Origin of the sequence: Mycolicibacter sp. MU0102, assembly GCF_963378105.1 — a bacterium.
Classification (GTDB): Bacteria; Actinomycetota; Actinomycetes; order Mycobacteriales; family Mycobacteriaceae; genus Mycobacterium; species Mycobacterium holstebronense.
Genome location: NZ_OY726398.1, coordinates 4,645,118 through 4,661,388 on the forward strand (window position 1 = coordinate 4,645,118; position 16,271 = coordinate 4,661,388).

Sequence of the window (16,271 nt, forward strand, 5' to 3'; positions counted from 1 at the left end):
CTTAGAGCGCCGCCCAGATCGACTTGGTCTTCAGGTAGGCCTCGATGCCCTCGTGGCCGAACTCCTTGCCGAGGCCGGACTGCTTGTAGCCGCCGAACGGGACATTGTGGTCGAACGTCAGCTGGCAGTTCAGCCCCACCATGCCGGCGTTGAGCCGCTTGCCCAGGTTGTGCGCGCGCGCCAGGTTGGTGGTCCAGGCGGTGGCGGCCAAGCCGTAGCTGGTGTCGTTGGCCATCGCAACGGCTTCGTCGTCGTCGTCGAACGGCAGGATCGTGACGACCGGTCCGAAGATCTCCTCCTTGTACAGCCGGCTGGTGGCCGGGTCGACGCCAGTGACCACGGTGGGTTTGACGAAGTAGCCCTTGCGGTCCAGCCGGTAGCCGCCGCTGACGATCTCGACGCCGTCTTTTTTGCCCTGGTCGATGTAGCCCAGCACGCGGTCGAGTTGCTTCTGGCTGACCAGCGGGCTGATCATCGCGCCCTCGTCCTTGGGCCCACCCAGCACCAGGTTGTCGCCGATCATCGCGATACCCGCCACCACGCGCTCGTAGACGCTGCGCTGCACGAACACCCGCGAGCCGCACACACAGCCCTGACCGGAGTGCACGAAGATACCCATCGAGGCCATCATGATCGCCATGTCCAGGTCGGCGTCCTCGTAGATCAGCACCGGGGACTTGCCGCCCAGCTCCAGGGTCACCTTCTTCAGGTTGTCCGCCGAGTCACGCATGATCTGCTTGCCGACCTCGGTGGAGCCGGTGAAGGCGACCTTCTCCACGTCCGGGTGCGCGGTGATCGCGGCGCCGGCGGTGGCGCCATAGCCGATCACGAAGTTGGTGACCCCTTCGGGCACACCGGCTTGCGTGATCAGCCGTTCCAGCAGCACCGCCGACAGCGGGGTCTCCTCGGCAGGTTTGACGACGCTGCTGCACCCGGCGGCCAGGGCAGGTGCGACCTTCGCACAGGCGTTGAACAGCGGGCCGTTCCACGGGTAGATCAGGCCGACGACACCGTACGGCTCCTTTTGGGTGTAGGCGTGGAAATTGGCGTGGGTGCTGTTGACGCCACCCTCCATCTGCACCTGGTAGCTGTTGCCGCTGATCTTGGTGCACCAGCCGGCGTAGTAGCGGAAGAACTCCGCGCAGGTGGACACGATCATCTCGGCCTGGGCCGGCGGCATGCCGGCGTCCAGGGATTCGAGCTCGGCGAACTCCTTGGCGTGCTCATCGATCAGGTCGCCCAGGCGCCACAGCGCCTTGGCGCGCTGCCGGCCCGGGATATCGGTCCACACACCCGACTGGTAGGCGGCTTTGGCGGCGGCGACGGCTTCGTTGACGGCTTCGGGGCCGGCGTCGCGGAACTCGGTAATCTGCTCTTCGGTGGCCGGGTCGATGACCCGGATGACCTCACCGCTACCGGGGCGCTTCGCAAGATCATCGATTACCGACTGCACTGTCATTGACGGGGTCCTTTGGTCGCGAAGGCAGATGCTGTGCACCTGCTTAGCATTCGGGACACGGCGGGGTCAACAGCGGGCATTGCTCCGCTCGGCGGCGACCGGGGCTACGGTTCCGGCTATGAATCGGCGTCGCACCCCGGCACTGGGGATCTGATGCGCACCCGCGGTTGGGGCGGGAATGTGCCCGCCAGCGACGAAGAAGCGGTGGCGCGGATTCTGCAAGCCACCCGCCAGACCATCGACGAACGCGGCGAGCAGACCAGCATCGCCGACGTCGCGCGCATGCTCGGCGTCACCCGGCAGACGGTCTACCGCTACTTCCCCAGTACCGAGGAGCTGCTGGCGGCAACGGCCGCCGACGGCGCCGGTGCCTTTCTGGATCAGCTGGCCGAAGCCCTGGCCGGAATGACCGATCCCGGCGAAGCGGTTGCCGAGGGCGTCGCACTCACCCTGGAGCGCCTCCCCCACGACCCCTATGTCGGTCTGCTGCTGCGCTCCCAACAGGCCAGCGCCTTTGCCGTGACCGTCACCACCGACACCGGTCGCAGCTTCGGACACTCCCTGCTCGACCGTCTCGATGTCGACTGGACCGGGTATGACGATCAGGGTATCGACGACATCATCGAGATGGTGCTGCGGACCTTGCAGTCGTTCATCCTGGCACCGCTGCCCGCACCGGGCGACGAACTACGACGCCTGCTGCGCCGGTGGATCGCCCCGGCGGTGAGCGCGGCGCGCAGCGCTACGCCGGATCGCGCGTCAGCGAGTAAGTGACGCCGGTGAGTTCTTCGGCGACCGTCCACAGTCGCCGCTGCGCGTCGGCGTCACAGGCCCGGCCGGCGGCCCGCACCAACACCGGCGGGCCGATCTGCTCGAAACGCCCACCCGGGCCGTAGAACTGACCACCCACCGCCGCCGGGTCAGTTGCTGCCCGCAACATCGGCAGTGCCCCTTCCGCCGGACCCTGAGTGAACCACCCCGTCACGTGGCGAGACCGGCTGTTGAACACCCAACGGACCGCCCTGGACTGCTCCCGCAGGATCGAGGTGCGAGTGCCGCCCGGGTGCGCCGCCAACGCGATCGCCGAACTGCCCGCCGTTTCCAGCCGCCGCTGCAGTTCGTAGGTGGCCATCAATTGGGCAAGCTTGGACTGGGTGTAGGCCACCGCCGGGGTGAACGACGTCGCCAACTGCAGGTCGTCGAACGCGATCCGGCCACTGCGGTGGGTCTTGCTGCTCACCGCGATGATCCGTCCCGTTGGGGAGGCGAGCACGCGATCCAGCAGCAGCCCCGTCAACGCAAACGGCCCAAGGAAGTTCGTGCCGAAGTCACCCTCGAACCCGTCGACCGTCAGCTGCCGGGTCTGGTGCATGACACCGGCGTTGTTGACCAGGATGTCGATCACCGGATACCCGGCCCGCAGCTCGTCCGCGCAAGCCCGCACCGAGGTCAGGTCACTGACGTCCAGTCGAACCACGTCGACGCGTGCGGCCGGAGCCGATCGGAGAATGTCTTGCCGGGCCGCAGCAGCCGCATCGGTATTGCGGCAGGCCAGCACGACCGTGGCGCCGAGGATCGCCAGTCCCCGCGCGACTTCGAGGCCGACCCCGGTGTTGGCCCCGGTCACGACCGCTGTCCGTCCGGCCTGGGCCGAACCCTGCTCCAACGACCACTGCGCCACGCTCATGCGAGCAGACCGCCTTACCCGCGGCTCGCCGTCGCGAAACGCTGGTCGGTGTAGCGGCGCAGGTTGGACAGGAAGCGGCGAAATCCCAGATTCATCAGCGGGCCGCTGATCGGCGAGAACCACGCTGCCGGGCCGGTCAACCGATTGGCCAGCGTCCAGGTGAGCCGACACCCCTGGCCGGTGGGCTCGATGAGGTAGTCCTCGACGAACACCGCCAGCGCCGAGGTCGAGCTCGCATTGAAGCGAAAGGCCATGTGCCGTCCGGGTTCCCAGGCCAGGAACTCCTCGTCCCCGATGATGCCTCCACGCATGTCGACGACGCGGGTGGTGCCGACACCGTGCGGTTCGGGGCTGGTCCAGGTCACGTTGGTGATGACGCTGGCCCAGTGCGGCCAGGCTTCGGCGTCGGCCAGCACCTCCCAGATCTGCTCGGGCGTCACGGCCAGGTCAACGCTGTTGCTGAACCGCTGCGGCGCACGCTCGAGAAAATCGAGGCCGACCTGCTCACACGGATGCATCCGAGACAACTGCTGGTTCCTTTCGGTGGTGGCCTACTAGCGCGCTCCGCGCACCAGACGCCCGGGCCGTGCACCGGTGTCGGCGCCGTTGCGCCGGGTGACGGTACCGCTGACGATCGTCGCAACATACCCGCTCGCGCCCTGCAGCAGACGGCGACCGCCGGCCGGCAGGTCATAGGCCATCCGCGCCGGCTGCAGCGTCAGCGCCTCCATGTCGATCACATTGATGTCGGCCTTCTTGCCGACCTCGATGACCCCGCGATCGCCCAGGCCGAACAGCTGCGCGGTGTCGCGGCACTGTTTACGCACCACGTACTCCAGGGGCAGCTTGTCGCCGCGATGCCGATCGCGCGCCCAGTGTGTGAGCAGGTAGGTGGGATAGGAGGCGTCACAGATCATTCCGCAGTGCGCGCCGCCGTCGGAGAGCCCCAGCACACCGGCGGGGTGGGTGAGCATCTCGCGGATCGCGTCGTGGTTGCCGTCGGCGTAGTTGAAGAACGGCAGCATCAGCATGGCGCCGGCGTCGGCCTCCAGCATCAGGTCATAGAGCGTTGCCAGCGGATCTTCGCCGCGCGCCGCGGCGATCGCCGCGACCGCACGGTCCGGGGTCGGCTCGTAGTCCGGTGGGTCACCCAGGTCGTAGATGCGGTGCAGGGAATGCTGGACCAGCGCGAACATCGCGTCGAACTGCACAGACGGGTCCGGCGGCAGATCGTCCTCGGACAGGATCGCCGCCTTGACCGCCGGTTCGGCGAGCCGCTGGGCCAGTTCAGCGCGGCTGCACTGCGCCTTCAGCCGGCGGTAGGTCGGACGGTGGGTGAACGCGTGGTGCCCGGGGAATCCCAGCAGCATGCCGAACGGTCGCGCGGCGATCTGCGGGTACAGCGCGCTGCCGGCCTGGTGGGCGGCCGCGGAGATGTCCAGCTGTTCGCGCCACAGATTCGGGTCGGCGTCGACCTGGATCAGCGCGAACGACACCGGCCGGTCGATCTCGGCACCCAGGCGCTGCATCCATTCGAGCTCTTTCTTCGGCGCGACGATGTCCTCACCGGCCGCCCCCTGCGGCGCCAGTTCGAAGACCGCCCGTCCGCCGGCCGCCATGGCCCGGCCCAGGCCGAACAGTTCGTCTTCGGCGGCGAAGGTCCCCGGTACCGGCTCACCGTCCATGGCCCGGTGTGCCAGGGTGCGCGACGTCGAAAATCCCAGCGCCCCAGCCTCGACAGCTTCCTGCACCAGGCGGCTCATCGCCGCGATGTCGTCGGGCGTCGCCGGCTCGTTGCGGGCACCGCGCTCGCCCATGGCGTAGGCGCGGATCGCCCCGTGGGCGACCTGACTGCCGACGTCGACGGCGAAGTTCTTCCCGTCAAGTACGTCGAGGTACTCGGGATAGCTCTCCCATCCCCAGGTGATGCCTTCGGTGAGCGCGGTGCCCGGAATGTCCTCGACGCCCTCCATCAGCTTGATCAGCCAGTCCTCGCTGCCGGGCCGCACCGGGGCGAACCCGACCCCGCAGTTGCCGCTGACGATCGTGGTCACGCCGTGACCGCTGGACGGCTCCAGGAGACTGTCCCAGCTAACCTGCCCGTCGTAGTGGGTGTGGATGTCAACGAACCCGGGCGCGACGACTTTGCCGGTGGCATCGATCGTTTCGGCCGCTGCACCCGTCAGCCCCGGATCACCGGCTCCGGTGCGACGCTGGACGGCCACGATGCGTCCGTCCCGGACGCCGACGTCGGCCAAATAGCGCTGTTCGCCCGTGCCGTCGACGACGGTGCCACCAGTGATCGTGAGGTCGTACACAGCCGTCTCCTTCGATAGTGGCGTCGAGCGCACCCAAGAACGGTGTTGATCAATTTGTACACATCTCGATAATGTGTGCAAGTGCCCGGTGAGAAATCGTCGAAACCGCTCCCCCCGCCGTTGCTCCTGGCCGCCACCGAGACCCTGCGTCAGCTCGGTCCCCGGCGCTTCAGCCTCACCGCGGTCGCCGAAACAGCAGGCGTGTCACGCGGCACCGTGCACAACGCCTTCGGCACCCGCGATGACGCTATCGCCGCGGCGCTCGACCAGCTGTCCGCGGCGTTCATCGAGACCATGGCCGCCGAGGTTCACGAGCTGGACACCCTGGCCGAGCAGGTGGCGGCCGCCGCGGTACTGATTTCGGCGCATCGCCGCAGATCGGCCGCCGAGCCGCGCACAATCAATCAGAGCGTGCTGGTCCTGCTGCTCGAGCACGGTGGCGACGACCTGATGCAGCGCTCCGTGGCGCTGTGGATGCCGCTGGTTTGCGCCGCGCAACGCCACGGCGAAGTCGACGCCACTCTCGACGCGGGCCGCGCCGGTGAATGGATCGTGCGGATGCTGTTCAGCTTCGAGTTGCTGCCGCCGATGCGGGTGAATCTCGACAATCCCCGCGCCGTGCGCCGCTTCGTCAGCGACCACATCATCGACGGACTGACCGGAGGTCATCGTGACGCACCCTGAACCGTTCCCGCTGCGCGTCCCCGAGGCCGAACTCGATGATCTGCGCCGCCGGCTCGCCAACTCGCGCTGGCCGGCGGAGATCGACGGCGCGGCCTGGGATTACGGCACCAACCAAAGCTTCCTCCGGTCCGTGGTGGAGCACTGGCTGCACAACTACGACTGGCGGCGCGTCGAGTCCGAGGTCAACGCGCTCGGCTCGTTCGTCACCGAGGCCGCCGGGCAGCGCGTGCACTTCCTGCACGCACGGTCGCCAGAGCCCGACGCTATCCCGCTGCTGATCACCCACGGCTGGCCCGGCTCGATTGTGGAGTTCCTCGACGCAGTGCCGCTGCTGCGGAAGAGATTCCACGTCGTGGTCATCTCGATGCCCGGGTACGGGTTCTCCGGGCCCACCCGCCGGCCCGGTGTCGACGTCGCGGCCGTGGCGGCTGCCGCGGCCGACGTGATGGGACAGCTGGGCTATCACCGGTATGTCGCCCAGGGCGGTGACTGGGGCGCGCTGGTCACCCGCCACCTCGGCGAGCACTACGCGGGCCGCGTCGCGGCCATCCACACCAACATGTGCTTCGCCCCGCCCGATCACGACAACCCCGAGCTGATGGCCGCGGTGACACCGGCCGAGCAGGCGGCGATCATCGACTCGGTGCAGCGCACCGCCGACGGCACCGCATACCTGAATCAGCAAGCCACTCGCCCACATTCGCTGGGCTTCGGCCTCGACGATTCACCGGTGGGCCTGGCCGGCTGGATTCTGGAGAAGTTCCACGCCTGGTGCGACATTCGCGAGGGCATGCCGATCAGCACCGACCGGCTCATCGACAACCTGATGTTCTACTGGCTGACGGTGACCGCGACCTCGGCCGCTCGGCTGTACTGCGAGTCCGCCCGCGCCGGCAACGGCGCGCTCAGCTCGTGGCAAGGGCGCGTCACCGTGCCGACCGGCTACGCGGTCTATCCGTATGAGCTGCTGCAGACACCGCGGGCGTGGGCCGCCAACCGCTACAACCTCGTCCACTACAGCGTTCAGGATCGCGGCGGGCACTTCGCCGCCTTCGAGCAGCCCGCGATCTTCGCCGCTGACCTGGCGGCCTTCGCCGACGTGCTGGTGGCGCAGGCGGTGTTCTAGTTCGTCAGCTCAGCGCGATGCCCAGTTCGTCGGCGAAGGTTCGGATCATGTGCTGCACGCCGATCTCGTTGCGGCCGATGATCATGTGGTCGTGTTGGCCGTGCCGGACCCCCTCACCGCACTGCGGCAGCATGGTGAAGTCCTCATCGCGCACCGCCGCGTGAACCGCGGCGAAGATCATGTCGTAACCGGAGCGCGTGGCGTCGTCGACGGCCGGTATCAGGGCCAGCCAGCTGTGCCGGACCGTGCAACGGGTCGGGGACCCGGCGGGCAGGATGTCGATGACCTCCACGCCCACCGAGCTGTTCGCCAGAATGATGTTCGGGTAGATCCAGTAGATCAGCCCCATGTTGTCGCGCACGTCCCACGAGGCGTTCACGTCGCTTTCCAGGTTGGTGATCCAGTTGAACGGGAAGCCCATTCGGTGATGCCTGCCAAAGCGGTCGTGGATTGAGGTGTTCGCCAGCGCGTTCTGGCCGATGAGGCTCTCACCGTGCACGAACGGGAAGTGGTAGCTCTCAGCGAACGCTTCCAAGGCGCCCTTCCATGACACCTCGGACTCGAACTCGCGGTAGTCGTGGTATCCGAATGAGGTGTAGTCCAGCGCTTCCAGGTCGGGGCCGACGTCGCCGAGATGGGCCTCGACATCGATGTCGGCGCCGACCGTCAAAACGGCCCAGATGAATCCGTGGCTCTCGGTGTTGGGCAGCTCGACCAGCCCATAGTCTTCCTTGGCCATTCCGGTGAATCCGGTGCTCCCCGGCACGGTCAGCAGCTTCCCGTCGTTGCGGTAGGTCCATGCGTGATACGGGCAGGTGAACCGTGTCGCACTGCCCTCCCCGCAGGCCGGCTTCGCGCCACGATGGCGACAGTAGTTGAGGAAGACGTGGCTGCGGCCATCCTTGTCCCGAGTGACCAGGAGCGAATCACCCAGCACCGATCGCACGACGTAGTCGTTGGGCGCCGATACCTGCACGCTCGGCACGATCGCCAGCGGGGTGCGCCGAAGGATCTGGGACTCCTCGATCTCGGTGACCTTCGCGTCCCGGTGGTAGTGCAGCGGTACGCGCAGCACGTCGTCTGCCATGTCGGTGGTTTTCTCGAGCACCAACCGCAGTGCCCGCCGGGTGAGTTCGGTGTCCAGCGCACCAGTGCGCTGTTGCGGCGGGATCGTCACCGGAAGCCCCTTTCGGCGTCGTTGCCCTGGACCATACACATATGGCATATGTATGGTCCACTTGGGGCGCCGGGCAGGCGGTAACGTTCGCACATGCGCACCCACGGGTGGTCGGGCGCAAAGCCGGCCGATGACGACGAGGCCATCGCCCGCCTCCTCGACGCGACCCGGCGGCGAATCGATCAGTCCGGCATCAACTTCGGGATCTCCGATGTGGCAAAGGACGTCGGCGTCACCCGCCAGACGGTGTATCGCTATTTCCCCAGCACCGAAGCGCTGCTGATCGCGACCGCAGTCGCTGAGGTCGGGCCCTTCCTCGACGGCCTGGCCGACCACGTCCGCGGTATCCACGACCCCGCCGAGTCCGTCGTGGAGGGCATCGCGCACACCCTGGAACTCCTTCCCGACGAGCGCTACATGAGCCTGCTGCTGACACCCGGCAAGGCCAGCGCGTTCTCCGCCGGAGTCACCTCGGATGCGGCGCTGACGTTCGGGCGTTCGATTGTCGAACGGTTCGACGTCGATTGGGCCGCGGCGGGTTTCGACAGCGACGACCTTGACCAGTTGGTGGAGTTCATGTTGCGCGTGTTGCAGTCGCTGGTGATCGACCCGGGTCGCCCCCCACGCCGCGGCACACAGCTGCGGGCCTTCTTGCGACGCTGGGTGGCGCCGGCGATCACGCCGGCAACCTAGTTTGCCCGCTGCCGCAGCGGGCGCTGGCGCACCAAGGTCGGCCACCAGAACCACGGTCCGTAGATCCGCACCAGCGAGGGCACGATGAACGACCGCACGATCAGCGTGTCGAGCAGCAGACCGATACACACCGTCGATCCCAGCTGCCCGATGGTCCGCAGATCGCTGGCGAGCATCGCCAGCATGGTAAACGCGAACACCAGGCCCGCCGATGTCACCACGCCACCAGTGCTGCCCAGCGCCCGGATCAGGCCGGTGTTGAGCCCGGCACCGAGTTCCTCTTTGAGCCGGGCGATCAGCAGTAGGTTGTAGTCCGAGCCGACCGCCACCAGGATGATGAACGTCAGCGGCAGGATCAGCCAGTGCAGATGCAGCCCGATCAGATGCTGCCAGATCAATACCGATAGCCCGAACGCTCCGGCATAGGAGAACGCGACGGTTCCGGGAATCACCAACGCCGCCACCAGGCTTCGAGTGATCACCAGCATGATCAGGAAGATCAAGACGAAAGCGGCGATCGCGGCGATCAGCAGATCCGACCGTGAGTACTGCTGAATATCCCGGTTGTTGGAGCCCGAACCACCGATATAGATCTTGGCGCCGGCCAGCGAGGTCTCCTTTAAGGCGATCTTGATCGCCTCGGGGAACCGCTCCACGTGCTCAACCCCCTCGGGACCCATCGCGTTTCCTTCATGAGTGACGATGAACCGGGCGGCCTTGCCGTCCGGGGACATCATCAGCTGCATCCCGGTTTTGACGTCCTCGTTGTCGAACGCCGGGCGGGGTATATAGAAGAAGTCGTCGCTTCCGGAGGCGTCGAAGTCGTTGCCGACGTTGATCATGTCGCCGAAAGTCTGATCGGTGTTGTCCGCCTGAATGCTCGTGGGTCCGTAGGTGTTCACGATCAATGCCTGCAAAGCGATCTGGTCGTCGGCCATCTTGTTCAGTTGCGCGACCATCTGCGGCAGCAGCGTATCGACGACTTCCAGATGCGATACCGCGTCTTTGATGTTCGCCGCCAGTTTGTCGACGCTGTCCATCATGTCCCACAGTGACCGAAACGCCCAGCAGACCGGAATATCGAAACAGTGTGGTTCCCAATAGAAGTAGCTTCGGATGGGCCTCATGAAGTCATCGAGATTGGAGATCTCCTCATCCATCTGTTCGGTGAGCGCCTGCATCTCCTCCATGGTGAGCACCGTGGCATGCATCTCGTCGGCCAGTTTCTGCGTCAACGCGATCGTGCTCTGCAGCACCTCCACCGAATGCGCCATGATCTGCGCCTGCCGTTCGGTGTTGGCGTTCTGCTCCCGGGTGAACGGCAGTTGCTGGCCGTTGCCGCTGCCCTGGGTGGTGAACAGATACGGCAGCGACGCGTGTTCCAGTGCGCGCCCCATCGGGCGGGTGATGCTCTGCACCATCGCGACGCCCGGAAGCCTGATGAGCGCTTTGGCCACCCGGTCCAGGGAGATGAAGTCCGCCGAGTTACGCATGTCGTGATCGGACTCGATCATTAGCATCTCGGAGAACAATTTGCTTTGCGGGAAGTGCCGATCGGCTGCCGCGAACCCGAGGTTGGCGGCGGAATCGTGCGGCTGGTAGGTGCGGTCGTCGAAGCTGACCTCATAGGTCGGCACGAACACCGCCCCGGCCGTCACCAGCGCGGCACTGGCGGTCAGGATCGGCTTGGGCCAGCGCACCACGCTGGTAGCAATCCGGCGGTACAGCCGCGCCTTGACGGTTCGCTTCGGATCGAACAGCCCGAACAGGCTACCCACGCACAGGATCGCCGGGCCGAGCGTCAAGGCGCCCACGACGGTCAGCACCATGCTGATGGCCACCGCCGGCCCCATCGTGTTGAAGTAGTTCAGCCGCGCGAAGCTCAGGCAGAAGGCCGCACCGGCGATCGTCAGGCCGGACCCCAGGATCACGTGCGACACCCCGCGATACGCCGTGTAGAACGCGTCTTCACGGCTCTCGCCGTTCAGCCGTGCCTCGTGGTAGCGGCCCATCAAGAAGATCCCGTAATCGGTTCCCGCGCCCAGGGTCAGCGCAACGACCAAGTTCACCGCGAACGACGACAGCTGGATGTAGCCGAAGTGGCCGAGGGTCGCGATGACCCCCTTGGCCGCCAGCATGAGGATCAGCACGCCGAACAGCGGCACCAGCATGGTGATGTAGGACCGGTAGACCAGCAGCAGCATGAAGATGATCAGGAAGATCGTCGCGATCGTGATGTTGTTCAGGCTCGAATTCGCGATCGCCACGGTGTCGGCGGCCAGCGGTGCCGCGCCACTGACGTAGACGGTCAGCCCCGGCGGCGGGTCGGAGGTGGCGACGGTGTGCCGCACTGCGGCCACGGAGTCGTTGGCTTGCAACTGCCCGATGTCGCCGGCCAGTCGCAGCAGCACATAGGCGGCCTTGCCGTCGAGGCTCTGGGCGCCGGCCGCGGTGATCGGCTTTCCCCAGGTGTCCATCACGTACTGGACGTGTTCGGTGTCGACCTGCAGCGTGCGCACCAGTGCGTCGTAGTAGCGGTGGTCCTGCTCCCCCAGTAGACGATCGGCTTCCAGCACCAGCATCGTCATGCTCGTCGAATCGGACTCCTGGAACTTCTCCCCGATCGCCAGCATCGCGGCCTGGGATGGGGCATAGGTGGGGACCATCGAGCCGGCGAGTTCCTCGGCGACCCTCTCCACTTGCGGCACAAAGGTATTGGTCACCACCGCCAACAGTGCCCAGCACACGATGATCGGAATGGACAGCATGCGGACCAGCCGGGCCGCCAGTGGGCGGGCCGCGCGATGTTCGCTCATGCGGACTTCACCCGGCAACTGATGTCGGCGTTGGGATGGGCATTGGTGCGCTCGTCGCGGATCACGTCGTCGACCAGGATCCGGCAGCCGACGTAGTCGCCGCGCACCTGCGCCGAGATACTGCCGGACACCACCGTGAGCATCGTCGTCTCCTCATGAGTCCACGGCAGGGTGTCCAGCTCGACCGTATGCGGGTGCCCATCGATGTCGACATAGGACAGCAAGGCGCCCGCGCCGACGGAGCCGAACACCTCATAGGTGAGCTTCTTCGGGTTGAACTTCTCTGCTGCCTGGGGCGGATTGACGGTCAGCACCGGCCCCGGTGCCGACATCTGGTGAACCTTCCACATGCCCAGCGCGCCTAAGCCGAGCGCGATGACCGCGATCAACGGCATCCAGGTGCGTGCCAGCAGCGACCGCCGCGGTGCACGGGGGCTCATTCGTCCGCCTCGCCGGACGGCGCCGGAAGCCGCTTCTTCAGTTTCGCCGTCCGTACCAGCTGGGCGGTCACATTGAATGCGCCGAGCATCGGAATGAGCCCCAGGAAGGTCCGCTCCGACGGAGTGGCACCGTGTAGCTGCTCCAGGCTGCCGAGAACGTAGAAGCATCCGAGCGAGAAGATCGTGGCGGGAATGCAGAAGGCCAGCGGGCTTCGCTGATCGTCGATCGTGCGGGTGGCGAACTCCAGCTCCTGCGGTACCAGCGCCTCGCCCTTGCGGACCTTGGCCAGTACAGACTTCCGGGCGCCGATTCCTTCGCTGATCGGTAGGGGCGGCCGGTTGCGCAATCGCCGAATGTAGAGAAACGTCCCGGTCGCGAAGACCAGTAACACCACGAAAGCGACCGCCGCAAGGTCACCGAAGAGGTGCCAATTGGTGCCGAACATGGTCCAGCTCATGGCAACGCCCGCCTCCGATCTGTAGTGCACACGCGGTGCGCGGCCGCACTCCCTGGGTGGACAACTCCACCCGAACGCGGACACTATACGTCCATTAATGAGACGTCAACGTCCTATATAGGGACGGGCGACAGGCTATCATCCGGTCATGGACGTTGATGACCGGGCGCTGACCGGTTCGCAAGCACGCACACGGGCGGCGATCCTCGAGGCGACGGCATCGGTGCTCGCCCGCGACCGCACCGCCACATTGCCCGAAATCGCTGCGGCCGCCCAGGTCGCTCGCTCGACCCTGCACCGCTATTTCGCCGACCGGGAGCGGCTGATCTACGAAACCACTCTGGATTCGATCCGCATCATCAGCGACATCCTCGCGACGGCAGCGACAGCCGAGAGCCCGGCCATCGAGGCGATGCGGCGGGTGATCACCACCCTGGTACCCGAAGGCGATCGGATCGTGTTCCTGTTCGCAGACCCCGCGGTACTGCGCGATATCCCCGCCGAGCATCTGCCGAACTCGGCGCCGATCCTCGAACTCATCGCGCGCGGTCAACAAGAAGGCGTCTTCGACCCTGGCATCAGCGCGGAATGGATCCGGATCGCGTTGTTCGGGATGATGGTCAAAGCCTGCAGCGACGCAACATCCGGCCTCATCTCCCGCCACAGCATCGTGCCGACGCTCACCCGAATCTTCGAGCACGGCGTGACCGCCCCGTTTTAGCAACTCAAGTCACGTCGCGGTGGCATCGTTATCCGCATAACAACGGTCTGTTGCCAGCCCGCCAGAGCTACTACGCTCTGTCGTAGTAGTTGCCCTGCAGCTCCGGGAGATCGCCCATGGATGTTGTCGACGTATCGCGGTGGCAGTTCGGGATCACCACCGTCTATCACTTCATATTTGTGCCGTTGACCATCGGTTTGGCCCCGTTGGTCGCGGTCATGCAGACGGTGTGGGTGTTCACCGACAACGTGGCCTGGTATCGGCTGACGAAGTTCTTCGGCAAACTGTTCTTGATCAACTTCGCCCTGGGAGTTGCGACCGGGATCGTGCAGGAATTCCAGTTCGGAATGAACTGGAGCGAGTACTCGCGATTCGTCGGCGACGTGTTCGGCGCACCGTTGGCGATGGAAGGTCTGGCGGCCTTCTTTTTCGAGTCCACCTTCATCGGGCTGTGGATCTTCGGCTGGAGCCGACTGCCGCGCGTCGTACACCTGGCGTGTATCTGGGTGGTCGCGATCGCCACTAACGTGTCGGCGTTCTTCATCATCGCCGCCAACTCGTTCATGCAGCATCCGGTCGGCGCTCACTTCAACCCGGAGACCAAGCGCGCCGAACTGGACAGCATCATGGCGCTGTTCACCAACAACACCGCCCAGGCCGCGCTGTCGCACGCGGTCGCCGGCTCATTCTTGACCGCCGGGACGTTCGTCGCCGCGGTAAGCGCCTGGTGGATGGTCCGGTCCCGTGCCGACGGCGCCCCGCAGAGCGCCGACAGTGACGCGGCAACCATGTACCGGCCGGCGACCATCCTCGGGTGCTGGGTCGCGTTGGTCGCCGCGGCCGGCCTGTTCTTCACCGGTGACATCCAGGGCAAGCTGATGTTCGTCCAGCAACCAATGAAGATGGCGTCAGCAGAATCGTTGTGCGACACCGCCACCGACCCCAGCTTCTCGGTTTTGACCGTCGGACGACAGAACAACTGCGACCACCTGACCCGGGTGATCGAAGTGCCCTATGTCCTGCCGTTCCTGGCCGAGGGCCGATTCAACGGCGTTCGGCTCGACGGGGTCCGGGACATCCAGCAGCACTACGAGCAGAAGTTCGGCCCGGGCGACTACCGGCCGAACCTGTTCGTCACGTACTGGTCGTTCCGCGCGATGATCGGGCTTCTGCTGTTGCCGGTGCTGTTCGCGACGGTCGCTCTGTGGCTGACGCGTCGCGGACAGATCCCCCAGCAACGCTGGTTCTCCTGGTTGGCGCTGCTGACCATCCCCACCCCGTTCCTGGCTAACAGTGCCGGCTGGGTCTTCACCGAAATGGGGCGTCAGCCTTGGGTTGTCGTCCCCAATCCGACCGGTGACCCGAATGTCCGGCTTACCGTCGCCCAAGGTGTGTCCGGGAACAGCGTGGGTGTGGTGGTCACCTCGCTGGTGATGTTCACCCTGGTTTATGCGGTGCTCGCGGTGATCTGGTTCTGGTTGATCAGACGCTACGTGGCCGAGGGACCACTGGAACACGACGCCGAACCCGCGCCGCCGGCACCTCCCGCCGAGACCGATGTGGCGCCACTGTCATTCGCCTACTGACGTAGAAGGGGGTCATCGCGATGGACCTACAACAGGTGTGGTTCGTACTGGTCGCGGTGCTGTTTCTCGGATTCTTCGTCCTGGAGGGCTTCGACTTCGGGGTGGGGATGCTGATGGCGCCATTCGGCCGAGCCGGTACCGGTGCCGGTGGCCGGGAAGCCCACCGTCGGGCCGCGCTGAACACCATCGGTCCGGTCTGGGACGGCAACGAGGTCTGGTTGATCACCGCCGGCGGCGCGATGTTCGCCGCGTTCCCGGGCTGGTATGCCACGGTGTTCTCGACGCTGTACCTACCGCTGCTGGCAATCCTGTTCGGCATGATCGTGCGCGCCGTCGCGATCGAGTGGCGCGGCAAGGTCGATGACCCGAAGTGGCGCGCCTGGGCCGACCTCGGGATCGCCGCTGGATCCTGGCTGCCCGCGATTCTGTGGGGTGTGGCGTTCGCGGTCCTGGTCCGCGGCCTGCCGGTGGACGCCGATCACCATGTCCGCCTGGCCTTCAGCGACGTGATCAACGCCTACACCCTGCTGGGGGGTCTGGCCACCGGTGGACTGTTCCTGTTTTACGGCGCGGTCTTCACCGCGTTGAAAACGGCCGGGGCGATCCGGGACGACGCGCACCGCTTCGCGACCAGGCTGGCACTGCCGGTGACCGCGCTGGTCGGCGGCTTCGGGTTGTGGACTCAACTCGCTTACGGCACCGGCTGGACGTGGCTGGTGCTGGGCGTCGCGGTGGTCGCCCAGTTGGCCGCGGTCGCGCTGGTGTGGCGCCGGGTGTCCGACGGCTGGGCCTTCGCCTGCAGCGCAGTGGTCGTCGCAGCGGTGGTGATCTTGTTGTTCGGCGCCCTGTACCCGGCGCTGCTGCCCTCCACGCTGGATCCGCAGTGGAGCCTGACGATCTACAACGCGTCGTCGACGCCGTACACGTTGAAGATCATGACCTGGGCCGCGGTGATCTTCGCTCCGCTGGCGATGGTGTACCAGGGCTGGACGTACTGGGTGTTCCGGCAACGGATCTCAGCGGATCAGATTCCGCCGTCCATCGGGTTGGCGAGGCAGCCGTCCTGAGCGCCCGGGTGTCTCGGGCGCCGCTGGACCCGCGACTCT

Annotated in this window: 15 protein-coding genes; 7 read left to right on the plus strand and 8 right to left on the minus strand. The window is 66.1% G+C overall.

Annotated elements, in window-relative coordinates; genetic code table 11:
* Position 1: 1 nt before the first annotated feature.
* Entirely contained in the window at positions 2-1,459 is a 1,458-nt protein-coding gene (locus RCP37_RS21550; protein WP_308484945.1) for an aldehyde dehydrogenase family protein, read from the minus strand.
* A 153-nt stretch (positions 1,460-1,612) separates the two neighbouring features.
* Between RCP37_RS21550 and RCP37_RS21555 the strand changes: the two genes are divergently transcribed.
* A complete protein-coding gene (locus tag RCP37_RS21555; protein ID WP_308487197.1) occupies positions 1,613-2,233 on the plus strand; it encodes a TetR/AcrR family transcriptional regulator in 621 nt (206 codons plus the stop codon).
* On the opposite strand, the gene RCP37_RS21560 is transcribed toward RCP37_RS21555, so the two are convergent.
* The 3 genes from RCP37_RS21560 to RCP37_RS21570 are packed head-to-tail and all read right to left on the minus strand — an operon-like array spanning position 2,202 to position 5,464.
* Entirely contained in the window at positions 2,202-3,146 is a 945-nt protein-coding gene (locus RCP37_RS21560; protein ID WP_308484946.1) for an oxidoreductase, read from the minus strand. The genes RCP37_RS21555 and RCP37_RS21560 overlap by 32 nt on opposite strands.
* 14 nt (positions 3,147-3,160) lie before the next feature.
* Positions 3,161-3,664: an SRPBCC family protein gene (locus tag RCP37_RS21565; RefSeq protein WP_308487198.1), complete on the minus strand. Its 504-nt coding sequence runs from the start codon at positions 3,662-3,664 to the stop codon at positions 3,161-3,163.
* Between the two features lie 36 nt (positions 3,665-3,700).
* Positions 3,701-5,464 carry an N-acyl-D-amino-acid deacylase family protein gene (locus tag RCP37_RS21570; RefSeq protein WP_308484947.1) on the minus strand — a complete coding sequence of 588 codons (1,764 nt, stop codon included), beginning with the start codon at positions 5,462-5,464 and terminating at the stop codon, positions 3,701-3,703.
* Between the two features lie 81 nt (positions 5,465-5,545).
* On the opposite strand from RCP37_RS21570, the gene RCP37_RS21575 reads away from it, so the two are divergent.
* Positions 5,546-6,148 (plus strand): TetR/AcrR family transcriptional regulator, encoded by a 603-nt coding sequence (locus tag RCP37_RS21575; protein ID WP_308484948.1) that lies wholly within the window; start codon positions 5,546-5,548, stop codon positions 6,146-6,148.
* The gene (locus RCP37_RS21580) at positions 6,135-7,274 is read left to right on the plus strand and encodes an epoxide hydrolase family protein (RefSeq protein ID WP_308484949.1); all 1,140 of its coding nucleotides are present in this window, start codon (positions 6,135-6,137) and stop codon (positions 7,272-7,274) included. The genes RCP37_RS21575 and RCP37_RS21580 overlap by 14 nt, the downstream gene beginning before the upstream one ends.
* Before the next feature lie 4 nt (positions 7,275-7,278).
* Here the strand turns inward: RCP37_RS21580 and RCP37_RS21585 are convergent, their stop codons facing one another.
* Positions 7,279-8,451: an aromatic ring-hydroxylating oxygenase subunit alpha gene (locus tag RCP37_RS21585; protein WP_308484950.1), complete on the minus strand. Its 1,173-nt coding sequence runs from the start codon at positions 8,449-8,451 to the stop codon at positions 7,279-7,281.
* 93 nt (positions 8,452-8,544) lie between these two features.
* Between RCP37_RS21585 and RCP37_RS21590 the strand changes: the two genes are divergently transcribed.
* Positions 8,545-9,144 (plus strand): TetR/AcrR family transcriptional regulator, encoded by a 600-nt coding sequence (locus RCP37_RS21590; RefSeq protein ID WP_308484951.1) that lies wholly within the window; start codon positions 8,545-8,547, stop codon positions 9,142-9,144.
* Here RCP37_RS21590 and RCP37_RS21595 read toward each other — a convergent pair.
* Genes RCP37_RS21595 through RCP37_RS21605 form a run of 3 tightly spaced genes read right to left on the minus strand, consistent with a single transcriptional unit; the run spans position 9,141 to position 12,858 of the window.
* Positions 9,141-11,960 (minus strand): MMPL/RND family transporter, encoded by a 2,820-nt coding sequence (locus RCP37_RS21595; protein ID WP_308484952.1) that lies wholly within the window; start codon positions 11,958-11,960, stop codon positions 9,141-9,143. The two genes, RCP37_RS21590 and RCP37_RS21595, sit on opposite strands and share 4 nt — an antisense overlap.
* Positions 11,957-12,400 (minus strand): MmpS family transport accessory protein, encoded by a 444-nt coding sequence (locus RCP37_RS21600; RefSeq protein WP_308484953.1) that lies wholly within the window; start codon positions 12,398-12,400, stop codon positions 11,957-11,959. The genes RCP37_RS21595 and RCP37_RS21600 overlap by 4 nt, the downstream gene beginning before the upstream one ends.
* Entirely contained in the window at positions 12,397-12,858 is a 462-nt protein-coding gene (locus RCP37_RS21605) for a hypothetical protein (RefSeq protein ID WP_308484954.1), read from the minus strand. Before RCP37_RS21605 ends, RCP37_RS21600 begins: the two co-directional genes overlap by 4 nt.
* Before the next feature lie 148 nt (positions 12,859-13,006).
* Between RCP37_RS21605 and RCP37_RS21610 the strand changes: the two genes are divergently transcribed.
* The 3 genes from RCP37_RS21610 to cydB all read left to right on the plus strand — a co-directional run bounded on the left by RCP37_RS21610 (position 13,007) and on the right by cydB (position 16,232).
* Positions 13,007-13,579: a TetR/AcrR family transcriptional regulator gene (locus RCP37_RS21610; protein ID WP_308484955.1), complete on the plus strand. Its 573-nt coding sequence runs from the start codon at positions 13,007-13,009 to the stop codon at positions 13,577-13,579.
* Positions 13,580-13,695: 116 nt separating this feature from the next.
* Entirely contained in the window at positions 13,696-15,165 is a 1,470-nt protein-coding gene (locus RCP37_RS21615) for a cytochrome ubiquinol oxidase subunit I (protein ID WP_308484956.1), read from the plus strand.
* A gap of 20 nt (positions 15,166-15,185) precedes the next feature.
* Positions 15,186-16,232 carry a cytochrome d ubiquinol oxidase subunit II gene (gene cydB, locus RCP37_RS21620; RefSeq protein WP_308484957.1) on the plus strand — a complete coding sequence of 349 codons (1,047 nt, stop codon included), beginning with the start codon at positions 15,186-15,188 and terminating at the stop codon, positions 16,230-16,232.
* Positions 16,233-16,271 lie beyond the last annotated feature (39 nt).